Source organism: Bacillus sp. ISL-55, assembly GCF_018613155.1.
Classification (GTDB): Bacteria; Bacillota; Bacilli; order Bacillales; family Cytobacillaceae; genus Mesobacillus.
The window spans coordinates 20640-33710 of record NZ_JAGGQU010000031.1; the positions used below are offsets into that span (position 1 = coordinate 20640).

The window sequence follows — 13071 nt, forward strand, 5'->3', positions numbered from 1 at the left end:
ATCCACATTGAAATTATTTTATAATTACCTAGTAAAAGAAAAAAGCCAGGTTTCCCTGACTCGTTTTTTCGCATGATTTGATCCTTGAAGAATTAAGACTGTTACTCATTTATCTTAGGGTCAAGTGCATCCCTGAGTCCATCACCGACAAAGTTAAAACAAATGACCGTCAACAGAATCATTAATCCCGGTGCGAGCGGATACCACCATGATTTTAATAAAATAGTGAAATTCTGTGCGTCCTGGAGCATGTTTCCCCAACTTGCGTCTGGAGGCTGAATGCCCAGTCCCAAATAACTTAATCCTGATTCTGCCAGAATGACATAGCCAACTGCCAATGTGGCTGAGACAATGATTGGACCCATCGCATTCGGAAGGATATGCGAAAATATAATCGTATGTGTCCTTGTCCCGATTGTTTTAGATGCTAGGACAAATTCCCTCGACCTTAATGACAGGAATTCACCTCTGACAAGACGCGCAGTAGTTGTCCAACCTAGCAGCGCGAAGATTAATATTAACTTATCTACTCCTGGCTTGAAGATCGTGACTAGTGTAATCAATAGGAAAATGGATGGGATTGATAGAATGATATCTACAAAACGCATGATAATAGCGTCAACAATCCCGCCAACATAGCCAGCGACCGCTCCAAGAAACGTTCCGATTGTAATCGAGCCCAATACTGAGGCGAAACCGACCAATAGAGATATTCTTGCACCATATAAAAGCCTAGAAAAGACATCCCTTCCAAATCGGTCTGTCCCCAGCCAGTGTTCACTGTTTGGCGGCTGCAATTTTAACAGCAGATTTTGTTTAGATGGCGAGAATGGTGCGATTACCGGCGCTAAAAGTGCTGCTGAGATAATGATGATCAAGAATACTCCGCCAAAAATGGCAAGCTTGTTTTTGAAAAACTTTCTGACAATGATCCCGAGCATTGTGTCCCGCGAGGTTTTAATGCCATGCAAGTCAAGGCTGCCAGAAGTATTTCCAGCTAGATTTGTTTTTGCCATGTTTACCTCCCCTTAATACTCGATCCTTGGATCAAAAATTGCGTAAAGTATATCGGCAATCAGATTTCCGATGACGACAAACACCGATGAAATTACAGTTAAACCCATAAGAACGGGATAGTCCCGCTGGAACGCCGAATCTACGAACAATAAGCCAATCCCTGGCCAGGTGAAGATTTTTTCAACAATGACAGCTCCTCCAATGAAGGAAGGAATCATCAAACCGAAAATCGTGATGACCGGAATCAGGCCATTACGTAAGCCGTGTTTATAGATGACTTTGTTTTCTCTAAAGCCTTTCGCTCTGGCAGTCCTCATATAATCCTGCTTAATGACTTCGAGCATGCTTGATCTCGTATACCTAGTCAGTCCGGCCATATCCGCCGAAGCCAAAACAAATGCCGGCATGATTAAATGGTGTATCCTGTCCCATATACTGAAAGGGGCGTTCAATGTCGCTACTCCTCCAGTAGGGAACCAGTTATTTTGTACCGCGAAGACCATGATCAAAATCAGGCCAAGGAAGAAGTTTGGTGTTGCTACTCCAAGAAATGATGTGACTGTTACTGAATAATCCAGCTTGGAATACGGTCGTGTGGCCGAAATCACTCCAAATGGAATCGAAATTAATATGGCCAGGATTGTTGAAACAACCATCAGTAAAATCGTATTTGGCACCCTGTTCATGATCATTTCTATTACTGGAACACCTTTACGGATAAGCGATGTACCAAAGTCACCCTGAAGCATGGCTCCCAGCCATTTTAAATACTGAATATGGACAGGATCGTTAAGCCCGTACCTTTCCATAAACCTTTCCTTATCAGCCGGACTGATCGTCGGATCCATCATCAGGCTGGCAGGATCACCGGGAGCTAGCTTCATGATTGCAAAGGAGACAATCGTAATCCCCAACAGCAAAGGAATGGCCATCAGTATTCGGCGAATGATATAAGATAGCATGGCAATTCTCCTTTTAAAATGAATACGTTTATATTTATGGCTGGCAAATCTTATTTTCAGAGTTAAAAAGAAAGAGAAGGGAATCCCCCTTCCCTTTCAGCCTTTTTGTGGTGAGAAAGTATCTACTTTTTCAGCCACCACTTGCTGATTTCATAAAAATCATCCTTCGCGTGGAAAACATAGCCCTCAAGATTCGCCGGCATTACCCTATGCACGTTAGGATAGTACAGGAAGGTGTATGGCTGGTCTTCCGCCAGCATCTTATAGATGTCGGCATATGCTGCCTTATATTCATCCTGATCCAGAATCTGTTTTGCTTCTTCCATCAGCTTATCCGCTTCAGGATTCGAGTACCATACGAAGTTCAAGCCTGCTTCCATCTGGCTTGTGTGGAAAATATCATATTGGTCTGGGAATGTTGACAAGCTCCACCCAAGTACCAGTGCATCATAATTCCAATTCGGAGCGGAAATCTGCTCAATGAACGCGCTCCATTCGACGATTTCAGGCTTTGCTTCGATTCCAACTTCCTTCAATTGCTCCTGAAGGACCACGACAATATCTTCCCTTACTTTGTTACCCTGGTTTGTTTTTACCGTGAAGGAGAATTTCTTGCCGTCCTTATCAAGGATTCCGTCGCCATCTGAATCCTTCCAGCCAGCTTCGGCCAGCAAAGACTTTGCTTTTTCAACGTCAAATTCAAATTTAGGAACATCTTCATTGTATGCGAACGATAGTGGACTTTCAGGAACGTGTGCCACTTTGCCGTCACCGTTCATGACAGAGCTGACGATTGCTTCCCTGTCAATTGCATGAGTTATTGCCTGACGAACCTTCTTATCTTTGAACAGCTCATTCTTCTGGTTGTAGCCAAGATATGTGTAAGAAAGGCCCAAGCCAGACTCGACTTTAACACCTGGGAATGATTTGACTGTTTCAATGTCAGTTCCAGGAACTCCTGCAGCAAAGTGGATATCTCCTGCCTGGATTTGCGCGATCATCGCATCCATATCCGGTACGATTTTGTATGTGAGTGTATCAAGGTAAGGGCGACCTTTGAAGTAATCATCGAATGCTTCAACTTTTACATACTCCCCATCCTTCCATTCAACGAATTTGAATGGACCAGTACCAATCGGGCTCTTTGTATTGAACTCATGCTCACCCAGTTCCGCAACAGGAACATCCTTTAGGATATGTTCAGGCAGAATGTAATAGCTTAACGAAACCGGGTAGAAGGAAGCATCTTTCTTGCTCAGCTTGAACTCGACAGTATAGTCATCGACTTTTGTAACTGATTCCATCGCTTCAAAAGCAGATCCGCGCTCACCATTATAATCAGGGTCCTTTGGAATGCTGAAGGTGAAAACGACGTCATCAGCAGTGAATTCTTCTCCATCATGCCATTTGATTCCCTTTTTTAGTTTGGCTGTAAATGTCAAACCATCTTCAGATATATCAATTGACTCGGCCATGCTCATTGTCGGATTAAATTCCGTATCAGATGATACAAGGCTGTCATAAATGAATCCTTCAATGTCAGAACTGGATGTATCCGTTGAATAAAGCGGGTTGAAAACGGTAGGTGCACCCGTAGAACCAATGATTAAATCCCCGCCTTGCTGCGGACCAGTTGCTTCTTCTTCTGTCTTGCCATCATCTCCAGGAGTTTCTTTCGGATCCTCAGCTGTTTTTCCTCCCGTACAGGCTGTCAGGAAGATCGACAGGATCAAAGTAAGACTAATCAACCACCACGAAGCTTTTCTTAATTTCACATCATTTCCCCCTTAGATTTCACTAGATTTTTAGCCATCAACGAATGTTTTGTTGGCCGTACTAGATAATGCATTCTTACAAACTTCGAGACTCATTAAAAAAAGACTCAAAATTCGTATACATTAATAGTGGTAAAGGCAACAAAAGTTACGCAAATTGCCTTAACAATAGACAGGTGCCGGTATCTCCTCCTTTCAAGTCATGCTCCTGCACTATGTATACAGATGGCAGGCAACAAAATGGTTGTTCTTGACTTCTTTGAAGTCGGGGTTAACTTGTTTGCAAAGGTCAAATGCGGCTGGGCACCTTGTATGGAAGACACACCCTTTTGGCGGGTTTGCCGGGCTTGGCAGCTCACCTTTCAAGATGATTCGTTCCCTCTTTAGGGCTCCCTTTTTTCTAGGAACAGGCACAGCCGAAAGCAATGCCTGTGTATAGGGATGGAGTGGTTCAGCGTAAATCCCCTTTTTTGAAGCAAGCTCCATCATTTTTCCGAGGTACATAACCCCAACCCTGTCACTTATATGCCTGACAACGCTCAGGTCATGGGATATGAATATATAAGTCAAGCCGAATTCTTCCTGAAGGTCCTCCATCAGATTAATTATTTGGGCCTGGATTGAAACGTCCAATGCTGACACAGCTTCGTCGGCAACAATCAGTTCAGGGTTCAATGCCAGCGCTCTTGAAATCCCTATCCTTTGCCGCTGCCCTCCAGAAAATTCATGTGGATACCGATTGATGAATGAAGCATTGAGCCCTACTTTTTCCAAAAGACTTTCGACTTTCTCATCCCGTTCCTTGCTTTTATAAAGATGATGGGTATCCAGCGGTTCCCTGATGATTGATCTCAGTGTTTTCCTAGGGTTAAGAGACGCGAACGGATCCTGAAAAATCATCTGGATGTTTTTTCGTACATCCTTGCGAAGCTCACTTTCCGATAGATGGGAGATATCCCTGCCATTAAAAATGATCTTTCCATCGGTAGGTTCATAGAGTCGGATAATGGTCCGGCCGACTGTTGATTTGCCACAGCCTGATTCTCCGACGATCCCTAAAGTCTCACCTTTATTCACCTTCAGATTTATTCCATCGACTGCCTTTATATGACCAACTGTCTTTTGCAGCAAGCCAGATTTTATAGGAAAGTGCTTTTTTACATCCTGTAATTCAAGCAAGGTTTCAGAACTATTTTCCTGTGAGTTCTTTTCAAGGGTTTGATTTTGTGAGGTCATTTCTTCACCTCCTTGCTGTCATGCAAAAAGCATCTTACAGAACGATTGGCGTATTTTCTCACAAGCTCTGGCATTTCAATGAAACAGCGCTCAAATGCATGCGGGCAGCGAGGTGCAAACCGGCAGCCTTTTGGGAGATTCTCAGGTGACGGAACATTTCCTTCAATAGAGGCGAGCCGTGAATGATCCTCGTCAATAGATGGGATGGAACCCATAAGGCCAATCGTATAAGGGTGCAGCGGATTTTCAAATAGGTCTTCAACCATTGCTTCTTCTACTACCTGGCCTGCATACAGGACGACGACTCGATCAGCAACTTCAGAAACCACTCCCAGGTCATGCGTAATGATTAAGATTGATGTTTCAAACTTTGTGCTCAGGTCCTTCATCAAGTCCAATATTTGCGCCTGGATGGTCACGTCCAATGCAGTTGTCGGTTCATCCGCAATCAATAGCTTAGGGTTGCAGCTCATCGCCATCGCAATCATCACCCTTTGGCGCATTCCACCCGAAAGCCTGTGCGGATAATCATTGATTATTTCCTTTGCACGGGAAAAACCCACCAACTCCAGCATCTCAATCGCCTTTTTCTTCGCCATAGCATTATTCAAGCCCTGATGGTATGTCAGGACTTCCGTGATTTGTTCACCGATAGTAAGTACAGGATTGAGCGATGTCATTGGTTCCTGGAAAATCATTGAAATATCATTTCCGCGAATTTTGCACATCTCTTCCTCGCTTGCCTTGGCAAGATCCCGTCCATCAAAATAAATCTGCCCGTCCACAATTTCTCCGGGAGGACTAGGAATCAGCCGCATAATCGATAGAGAAGTAATACTTTTGCCAGACCCTGATTCCCCTACCAATGCGACAGTTTCCCCTCTATTGATGACTAGATCAACCCCGTCAACTGCAGGAATCATTGTCTTTTTCCTTTTAAAATAGGTTTTAAGATTCTTTAGTTCCAATAAGGCTGTCACGTTTCTTGCACACCGCCTATCCCAATGAAATTGATATTAAGAGAAATGACTTTCTGACCAAGCGAAAGATTCTGATAATTATTAATTATTAGAAACAGTCTTCTTTTATTACACTTTCATTACTTTTTTCATCTTAATATTTTTTTCTCAAGATATAGGAATAGACCTTTTGCAGGCAAATTGTTTTAGCAGGAAAATAGTTTTGAGCTTTCTATTAAATCAGGAACAAGATATCGGGAGTGTTTTATATTAGTTGTTAGAATTATTCAATTGAAGGTTTTTTGGGAGTGGGATGCTCTGCTTTTACCCTAATGCAGGGACAAACACCTTTTCAGGCAATGCACGTGCTCTGCTTTTACCCAAATGCGGAGACAAACACCTTTTCGGGCAATGCACGTGCTCTGCTTTTACCCAAATGCGGGGACAAGCTCATTTTCGCGCAATGCACGCGCTCTGCTTTTACCCAAATACGGGGACAAGCAATTTTTCGGGCAATGCAGATGCTCTGCTTTTACCCAAATAGGGGGACACGCACCTTTTCGGACAATGGAGACATTCTGCTTTTACCCAAAGTGAGGTGGTGGAGCAATAAAGCTATAAAAAAAAGCAGAAACCCTAAAATCAAATAGGGTTCCTGCTTTTTTAGTTCGAGGAGTTTTTTTCCTCATTAAGCATCGTATTTTCTAAAAGCAATTGTCGCATTATGGCCGCCGAAGCCCAGCGAATTGCTGATTGCTGCATTGACCTGTTGCTTGCGTGCTGCGTTTGGCACATAATCCAGGTCACATTCTGGGTCAGGTGTTTCCAGGTTGATTGTTGGCGGCAGGGTTCCTTCCTTCAAAGCCAGAACCGTGAAAATTGCTTCGATTCCGCCTGCTGCGCCAAGCAAGTGGCCTGTCATCGATTTTGTCGAGCTAACCGTAAGCTTGTAAGCATGCTCGCCAAATACTGATTTGATGGCCATTGTTTCGTATTTATCATTATATTCAGTGCTTGTTCCGTGGGCGTTAATGTATCCTACTTCTTCCGGTGCAAGGCCTGCATCGTCAAGCGCCATTTTCATCGCTCTTGCTCCGCCTTCCCCTTCTGGAGCTGGAGCGGTAATGTGATAAGCATCACCGGTAGCGCCGTAACCGACGATTTCAGCGTAAATTTTTGCTCCACGGGTCAATGCGTGCTCCAGATCCTCAAGGACTACGATTCCAGCGCCCTCACCCATAACAAACCCATCACGATTTTTATCGAATGGCCTGCTCGCTTTCTGCGGATCTTGGTTAGTAGATAACGCCGTATTCGCACAGAAGCCTGCGAAAGACATTTTTGTAATCGGCGCTTCTGCACCGCCAGTAACCATTACGTCAGCGTCGCCTCGCTGGATTACTTTGAAGGCATCCCCGATTGAGTTGGTTCCAGTCGCGCACGCTGTGACTGTACAAGAATTAAAGCCTCTTGCGCCAAGTGTAATGGACACCTGTCCTGTTGCCATATCAGGAATCATCATTGGCACGAAGAAAGGGCTGACCCTGCGGTATCCTCTGTTCATGAAGGTTTCGTGCTGCTGCTCGAATGTCTCCATGCCGCCGATTCCTGAGCCGATCCATACTCCGACTCGAGGAGCGTTTTCATCGGTAATTTCCAGGCCGGAGTCTTTTACAGCCATCAATGAAGCAGCAACGGCATAATGTGTAAAACGATCCATCTTTCTTGCGTCTTTCCGGTCCATAAAGTTCTCAACATTGAATTCCTTTACTTCTGCTGCAACCTTTGCAGGAAAGTCATCTGCATTCAATCTCGTAACCGGTCCGATTCCCGATACACCTTCAATGATATTGTTCCATGTAGTTTCTGCGTCATTTCCAAGAGGCGTAACAGCTCCGATTCCAGTAACAACGACTCTGCGTTTCTCCATCATTATTGCATCTCCTTTATTCAGACTCTTATTTAATATAGAGTTCATCTAATAATTGGTTTATTTACCCCAGCGCAATGCGATCGCGCCCCATGTCAAACCGCCGCCAAAACCAACCATAACGACTACATCGCCATCCTTGATTTTGCCTGCTTCCAGCTCTTCAAAAAGCGAGATCGGTATCGATGCGGCTGATGTATTTCCGTATTTATGGACGGTCTTTGACATTTTTTCTACAGGCAGCTCAAGTCGCTGGCGGGCAGCTTCCATAATCCTGATATTTGCCTGGTGGGGAATCAGGAAATCAACATTCTCTTTTGAAAGTCCTGCCTTTTCAAGGACATTGATGCTGCTCTCACCCATCTGCCTGACAGCAAATTTGAAAACTTCGCGTCCATTCATCACAATAAAGTCATCCTGGTATAAATGCTTGCCGCCTGAACCATCAGATCCGAGTTCAAAAGAAAGCACTCCTCTGCCATCAGAAACAGGTCCCATGACGACCGCACCCGCACCATCACCAAACAAAACAGCTGTGTTGCGATCGTTCCAGTCGGTTATCTTGGAAAGCTTTTCTACACCTACTATTAAAACATACTTATATGCGCCTGCTTCAATAAATTGTTTAGCAGTAACCATTCCATACATGAATCCAGCACATGCGGCACTCAGATCCATTGCGGCAGCTTTTTTCGCACCCAATTGGTCCTGGAGCATACAAGATACTGTTGGGAAAGGCTGATCAGGCGTAACGGTCGCTACAAGAATCAAGTCGAGGTCCTCAGCTGAGATCCCAGCATTACTGATTGCCTCAACAGCAGCACGATAGGCTAAATCTGAAGTGTCCATATCGTCGCCTGCAATTCTTCTTTCCTCAATCCCCGTCCTTGTCCGGATCCATTCATCCGAGGTATCCATTTTCTTTTCCAAATCAAGGTTTGTTACAACTTCTTCCGGCAAATACCGCCCAACCCCAGTTATCCCTGCATTCATGGGCTCCATCTCCTTTTATCTTGGATTCTGTCTATTTCGTTAAAATTTTTATTATCAATTATTATGACTTGGTACTAATTTTAGCAGAAACTGCTCGTTCCCTGCAACTGAAAATTAACAATTCCGCTCCTGCCCTAGTCCAAATGGCCAGATCAATCATAAACTGACAGTGAAGACCAATGCTTTTTGGGCCGGTTGTTGGCGGCCTAAGGCAGTCTGAAATAAGCCAGCCTAACCAGTTGCTTTCAATTTTTTAAAAAATAGATAGAAACATAGAAAGGTGGGAGTGAAAATGGAGGATGGAAGAGACAGGGACTTATTTGGTTTCAAGCTAAAGAGAGAGAATGATGAGAGTTCCGATCAAGTTGAACAAGAGTATACTCATTTCGATCAATTTATGTTCGGGCGGCCAAGATATAACGAAGAATCTAGTCAGCAAAGTGAGAAAAATGATTCTCCTCTTAACAAGTATTTGGGACAAATTGATTTAGATGAAGTCATGTACCATGTAGATACACTGATCACATCAGCCAGAGAGCTCAAGCCACTAGTGGGCAAAGTAAAACCACTTTTTGACCATATCATCGAAAAAAATAAAAGCTGAGGCGCCCCTCAGCTTTCGTTCCTGAATTATTCTTTTGCAGCATCTGCTTTTCCCAGCTCATAAGCTTCGTTCATTACATTAGTGAAAAGCGTGAAAAATGGCTGCAGGTTGTCCATTGTCAATTCAATGCCAGCCTCCTGCAGTTTTTGCTGAGCTTCCGGGAGGTATTTCATCGCGATTTGCATGAACTCCATGGTTTTATCATTGCTTTGCATCTATCATATCTCCTTCTGTTTCATTTACTGGTTGGGCAATTTGCCGGTTTCTTTATAAGAATTGATAAACGTGCCTATTCTTTCCCTGAACTTGGAATCGACTTTAGGACTGAACTCACCGAGGGAAATAACTCCATCCTGAAAATCGAATGATAGATTGCCCGACTTTAATTCCCCATTATTGAACTTCTCAGCTGTCAATTCATACAAGTCATCAACATGCTGGACAGTACTCGTCAATACCGTCGACTCGCCAAAATCTGACTGGTCTGAAATATAGCCAATTACATATAAGCCTCTGTCCTTTACGCTTTCGATCACAGGTACATTATACCCATCTCCAGCAGGATAAATGACATCAGCTCCCTCATCTAATACATCACCAAGAACATCCAGCGCTTTCTTTTGGTCATCCCAGTGACCAACAAAGCGTATGTCGACTTTCATATCCTTGTTTTCAAACATCGCACCATCATAAAAGCCTTCGACTTCAGGTTGCCATTCATATGCGGCAATGATTCCTACCTTTCCTGTTTCGGACATGTGGCTCGCGACCATTCCGCCAAAAAAGCCCATGGCATATCCCTTGAAATTTAGGCTTGTCGAGTTTTTGGTTCTGGCATCTCCATTGAAGCTTATGAAATGTATGTCAGGATAGTTCCCTGATATCTTATTGAAATAAGTTGCGTATTCATTTCCATGCCCATAAATGAGGTTGACTCCCTGGCGGTCGAACTCCTTCACTGCAGCCTCTACATCTTCCTGTGAATTCATTCCTTCTTTGAAAAAGACGTCAACTCCCAGGCTGGATTGGATTTGCAGTAGTCCTCGATACCCTTTCGTCCCCCACACCTGATCATTTATAGTTTCAGGCACCAAAAGGCCGACTTTCTCCGCCTTGCCTGTTGCAAGAGGTTGTCCGCAACCCCCAAGCAAAAGAAGGCTTAATAATATTAGCCCGAAACGTGTCAGCATCCGATGCATCTCCTTTATGCGCCACTGTGCAAATCCTTTAAATCTTTCAGTGTTCGCTTTATTAAAATGGAACCGATTATAAGAATCTTTTACCATTTTACTCTCTGGAGTATCACTTTGAAAAGTGATTTATTGAAATTCGCTTACACTCTGCTGTCCTGTATCCGGGCAAAATGCTCCTTTTGCCTGCTTAACCCCTTGCTGATTTGCTCATTTTGTCCTATTGTCCTGACTTGGATGGCTGCTTTTATTCCTGGTGCTGCAACCTCGTTCCTGAGTTTTGCAGCATCCTGGCCAAGCAGCTCCTCTGCACATTGCAGCCACCTGTCCTGTTCTCCACTTGCTAGTAAGTACTGGCCCTGTTGGCCTGATTCAGCCATTTCCTTTATCGATTTGACAGCATCATCTATATACAAGCAATCATGCTTCCACTCCCATTTGCTGACATCAGGAAGCCTACTGCCATTACCCGAAGAATGAGAAATCGCTTGCTGGAAAAAACACGCTTCCGGCTGCCAGGGACCATAAATAGTCGGCAAATAAATTGTTAGAAGTGTCGATTTCCGATTGTTGATTATTGTGCTGATTTTTGTTTCTTCCTCTCTAAACTCCATGTTTTCCTCTGCAAAATATGCAGGCAGAATAACAGCTGTCGGCAGCTTTTTCAAATGACGATCTTCTAATTTGCTGATAAGTGCTTTCAAAAAATCTTTTTTACCATCCCGAGTCTGCAGCGACTCAAACAAAGTCACGAACAGAAACCCTTCTGCCTGCTCAGCTTCCCAATCTTCCAGACTGATCTCTGAGAAATTAGCATTCCTGCCGATTTCGAGACGTTTTTCCTCTGTAAAATAATCATCTATGTTTCCTGACAGATGGATTCCATCTATCTCAACGCCTAGATCAAGCATATGACGGCACAGACTATATCCTATAAAGTCATATATTCCGAGAATGGTTGCCCTTTCCATATTGAACCCCTCCTTACAAATACTCTCTTGTATCCTATGAATCTAAAACTGAAAATATTTGCAGGGAGTTATAGGACTTGCTCGTATTTTGTAAAAAATTGTACGATTTGGCTTCCTGCTTGAAGCACTTTTTCAGGAAGTACATAGCTAACTGTAACCGGCAGGCCCTCTTTTTCCCATTCAGCGGACAGTTCCTTAAGGACGCTTGACTGCTTATATGCCCTGTTTCCTGTTAATACATGGATGATTTTTACGGGCGTTTCTTTATTGAAAGCAGGACTGTAAGAGATGCCATCCAGGCTCTCGAGCAGCTTGCTAATATCTATTTCGTAAGCCGCTTCTAGTTCTGCGACAAGCTTTTTATAAAAAAACTTATTCTCCTTTTCCTGCTCCAAATGCTTACTTAAAGAGAGGATCGGGTTGATTAAGATCAAGCTCCTGATTTTAAAATCACTATCAGCTAAAAGCTTCAAGGCTACAAGTGCGCCCATGCCCTCTGCCACAACATGGAAAGAAGTATTCAATATTTCATTACGGACGATATGGCTGCACAGTCTCATTGTTAGCTCGACAGCCTTCTCACTTCCCCAATGCCTTCCATATAAGTTTGAATAGAAGACAGTATACCCTTCTTTTTTCAGTATGTTCAATAGTGAACGTTTACCTTCATTCTGCGTCCAGAAGCTGCTTTCACTGTTCACAAAATGCCTTTCATCCCCAATCGTCAGGATACCGAAACCATTTGGCTTTTCAGGATAATGTATGACATTCCACTCGGTATCCAGTTTAATGTTCCGGCTCTCCATCTTACCAACCCCTTCCCTACAGATTATTCATATTACTGTATGTAATTTAACAAGAAAGGAAAGGGGATTTGCCCATTTTTTCATATTAATCCCTTCTCTATGTGTTCAAATCTCCATAAGTTCGATACATTAATTTTACCATGATTTATAAAAACAGAAGTGTATCATGAAAACGCTTTTCATTTTATTTAAAATTCATTTATAATTTATGTGGCTTGTGGTAAGATGAGAAAAGATTTAATAATGTAAGAGGTGAAAATCGTGAAATATTTCTGGACATTACTCTGGACATTTCTTCTTGTTCTAATGCTAAATTACGTGGCTGGCGCGATGATCGGCGTTGGATTGGACTTAGCACAAAGCACGATCCTTGCGGTTGTGGCAACAATCATTATCCTTGTGATTCCTGCAGTTCTTCCAAATGGATCTGAAGAAAATCATCAGCATTAATAGTACATAAGAAATGCGCAAGCGCCTTGTTCAGCCCCGACAAGCGCTGGAGGACCGACCAGTGAAGTCGTTCTTTGACTTCATTGGGCGGACCGAAGCGACTCGAGGGGCTAGGCGCTGAAGCTAGACAATTTTCGAAGTGGAAATTGATATTTTCTTATCAGGTAAAAAAAGTCAT

General features: G+C 43.4%; 13 protein-coding genes. 2 read left to right on the plus strand and 11 right to left on the minus strand.

Features of this window, described 5'->3' with window-relative positions; all coding sequences use genetic code 11:
- Positions 1-101 precede the first annotated feature (101 nt).
- The 7 genes from opp4C to J7E32_RS14915 form a co-directional block, all read right to left on the minus strand.
- The gene (gene opp4C / locus J7E32_RS14885; RefSeq protein ID WP_286183305.1) at positions 102-941 is read right to left on the minus strand and encodes an oligopeptide ABC transporter permease; all 840 of its coding nucleotides are present in this window, start codon (positions 939-941) and stop codon (positions 102-104) included.
- A gap of 87 nt (positions 942-1028) precedes the next feature.
- The gene (locus J7E32_RS14890) at positions 1029-1979 is read right to left on the minus strand and encodes an ABC transporter permease (protein ID WP_214908664.1); all 951 of its coding nucleotides are present in this window, start codon (positions 1977-1979) and stop codon (positions 1029-1031) included.
- 122 nt (positions 1980-2101) lie between these two features.
- The gene (locus J7E32_RS14895; RefSeq protein ID WP_214908665.1) at positions 2102-3754 is read right to left on the minus strand and encodes a peptide-binding protein; all 1653 of its coding nucleotides are present in this window, start codon (positions 3752-3754) and stop codon (positions 2102-2104) included.
- A gap of 213 nt (positions 3755-3967) precedes the next feature.
- Positions 3968-4990: an ABC transporter ATP-binding protein gene (locus J7E32_RS14900; protein WP_214908667.1), complete on the minus strand. Its 1023-nt coding sequence runs from the start codon at positions 4988-4990 to the stop codon at positions 3968-3970.
- Positions 4987-5970, minus strand: coding sequence for an ABC transporter ATP-binding protein (locus J7E32_RS14905; RefSeq protein ID WP_214908669.1), 984 nt, complete (start codon positions 5968-5970; stop codon positions 4987-4989). Before J7E32_RS14905 ends, J7E32_RS14900 begins: the two co-directional genes overlap by 4 nt.
- A 667-nt stretch (positions 5971-6637) precedes the next feature.
- The gene (gene fabF, locus J7E32_RS14910; protein WP_214908989.1) at positions 6638-7879 is read right to left on the minus strand and encodes a beta-ketoacyl-ACP synthase II; all 1242 of its coding nucleotides are present in this window, start codon (positions 7877-7879) and stop codon (positions 6638-6640) included.
- Positions 7880-7939: 60 nt separating this feature from the next.
- A complete protein-coding gene (locus J7E32_RS14915) occupies positions 7940-8872 on the minus strand; it encodes a beta-ketoacyl-ACP synthase III (RefSeq protein WP_214908671.1) in 933 nt (310 codons plus the stop codon).
- 292 nt (positions 8873-9164) lie between these two features.
- On the opposite strand from J7E32_RS14915, the gene J7E32_RS14920 reads away from it, so the two are divergent.
- Positions 9165-9476 carry a hypothetical protein gene (locus J7E32_RS14920; RefSeq protein WP_214908673.1) on the plus strand — a complete coding sequence of 104 codons (312 nt, stop codon included), beginning with the start codon at positions 9165-9167 and terminating at the stop codon, positions 9474-9476.
- Between the two features lie 26 nt (positions 9477-9502).
- Here J7E32_RS14920 and J7E32_RS14925 read toward each other — a convergent pair whose 3' ends face one another.
- The 4 genes from J7E32_RS14925 to J7E32_RS14940 form a co-directional block, all read right to left on the minus strand.
- The gene (locus J7E32_RS14925) at positions 9503-9691 is read right to left on the minus strand and encodes a ComZ family protein (protein ID WP_041967344.1); all 189 of its coding nucleotides are present in this window, start codon (positions 9689-9691) and stop codon (positions 9503-9505) included.
- 24 nt (positions 9692-9715) lie between these two features.
- Entirely contained in the window at positions 9716-10666 is a 951-nt protein-coding gene (locus J7E32_RS14930) for a BMP family ABC transporter substrate-binding protein (protein ID WP_214908675.1), read from the minus strand.
- A 143-nt stretch (positions 10667-10809) separates the two neighbouring features.
- Complete coding sequence (locus J7E32_RS14935; RefSeq protein ID WP_214908677.1) at positions 10810-11637, minus strand: hypothetical protein; 828 nt, start codon at positions 11635-11637, stop codon at positions 10810-10812.
- A 68-nt stretch (positions 11638-11705) separates the two neighbouring features.
- Positions 11706-12443: a hydrolase gene (locus J7E32_RS14940; protein WP_214908679.1), complete on the minus strand. Its 738-nt coding sequence runs from the start codon at positions 12441-12443 to the stop codon at positions 11706-11708.
- 261 nt (positions 12444-12704) lie between these two features.
- On the opposite strand from J7E32_RS14940, the gene J7E32_RS14945 reads away from it, so the two are divergent.
- Positions 12705-12893, plus strand: a complete 189-nt coding sequence (locus tag J7E32_RS14945; RefSeq protein ID WP_214908681.1) for a YjzD family protein — start codon at positions 12705-12707, stop codon at positions 12891-12893.
- Positions 12894-13071: the final 178 nt, after the last annotated feature.

Coding starts and splice junctions, on each gene's coding strand:
- opp4C (WP_286183305.1), bottom strand. CDS start 941: ATGCTCGGGATCATTGTCAGAAAGTTTTTCAAAAACAAGCTTGCCATT.
- J7E32_RS14890 (WP_214908664.1), bottom strand. CDS start 1,979: ATGCTATCTTATATCATTCGCCGAATACTGATGGCCATTCCTTTGCTG.
- J7E32_RS14900 (WP_214908667.1), bottom strand. CDS start 4,990: ATGACCTCACAAAATCAAACCCTTGAAAAGAACTCACAGGAAAATAGT.
- fabF (WP_214908989.1), bottom strand. CDS start 7,879: ATGGAGAAACGCAGAGTCGTTGTTACTGGAATCGGAGCTGTTACGCCT.
- J7E32_RS14915 (WP_214908671.1), bottom strand. CDS start 8,872: ATGAATGCAGGGATAACTGGGGTTGGGCGGTATTTGCCGGAAGAAGTT.
- J7E32_RS14920 (WP_214908673.1), top strand. CDS start 9,165: ATGGAGGATGGAAGAGACAGGGACTTATTTGGTTTCAAGCTAAAGAGA.
- J7E32_RS14925 (WP_041967344.1), bottom strand. CDS start 9,691: ATGCAAAGCAATGATAAAACCATGGAGTTCATGCAAATCGCGATGAAA.
- J7E32_RS14930 (WP_214908675.1), bottom strand. CDS start 10,666: ATGCTGACACGTTTCGGGCTAATATTATTAAGCCTTCTTTTGCTTGGG.
- J7E32_RS14935 (WP_214908677.1), bottom strand. CDS start 11,637: ATGGAAAGGGCAACCATTCTCGGAATATATGACTTTATAGGATATAGT.
- J7E32_RS14940 (WP_214908679.1), bottom strand. CDS start 12,443: ATGGAGAGCCGGAACATTAAACTGGATACCGAGTGGAATGTCATACAT.